This window comes from Sphingomonas faeni (assembly GCF_024273235.1).
GTDB lineage: Bacteria > Pseudomonadota > Alphaproteobacteria > Sphingomonadales > Sphingomonadaceae > Sphingomonas > Sphingomonas faeni_A.
In genome coordinates, this window is the sequence record NZ_JANBVH010000097.1 from 1 (window position 1) to 938 (window position 938).

At 60.8% G+C, this 938-nt stretch carries 2 protein-coding genes; both read left to right on the forward strand.

What is annotated here, in order from left to right; translation table 11 throughout:
- A partial coding sequence (locus NLI89_RS21645) for a CBS domain-containing protein (protein WP_254688791.1) occupies positions 1-350 on the forward strand: 350 nt, incomplete at its 5' end.
- 63 nt (positions 351-413) lie between these two features.
- Positions 414-938 (forward strand): HPP family protein (locus NLI89_RS21650; protein WP_254688792.1); only part of this gene is annotated, 525 nt, incomplete at its 3' end.

Sequence of the window (938 nt, forward strand, 5' to 3'; positions counted from 1 at the left end):
TCAAGGATGCAGTCGCCTATTTTGCCGACGACGCGACGCACCGAACATATCCGGTGGTGGACGAGGGCGGGCGACTGGTCGCAATGGTGTCCCGGGCCGATGCGCTTCGCTGGCAGGTAGACGGCGAGCTACCCGACACCTCGATAGGCGAGGCGCTATCCGATTCATCGCAGCCGACCGCTTACCCTCACTCACCGATCGGCGGAGTTGCTGACTTGATGGTCGAGAGTGGTGTTGGACGTATCCCCATTGTCGAGGTCGGCACCAATCGGGTGGTTGGCATCCTCTCGCGACACGATCTGCTCAAAGTCCGAAGCGCCCGCAAACGCGCAGAGATCGACCGAACATAGCCAAAACTGGCGCTACGAATTCCCTATAAAAGTTAGATTGTTCGGGGTCAGGTGAACTGAAAAATGAAGCTGTCATTCTCTTTTGTACCTATTCTCGCTGGCGCGACATTGCGAGACCGCCTCTTCGCGTGCGTCGGTGCATTGATCGGCGTTGCGCTTACCAGCCTCGTGAGCGCCATGGCTCTGCACGACTGGGCATCGCTCCCGTTGCTGGTGGCGCCGATCGGCGCCTCCGCGGTGCTGGTCTTCGCTGTCCCAGCGAGCCCGTTGGCCCAACCCTGGTCGGTGTTGGGCGGTAACGTCGTATCAGCATTGGTCGGCGTAGCAGCGGCTCGCTTCGTGCCTGTACCGTATCTGGCCGTTGGGGTTGCCGTAGGTGGGGCAATCTTCGCCATGTCGCTGCTTCGCTGTTTGCATCCGCCCGGTGGAGCGGCTGCACTGACGGCCGTGATCGGTGGGCCAGCCGTGCTAGGAGCTGGTTACGCGTTCCCGTTCGTGCCGGTCGGAGTCAATTCTCTTATCTTGATCCTTGTCGGCATCGCTTTCCATAAGGCCTCGGGGCATTCCTATCCTCACCGCCCGATCCCA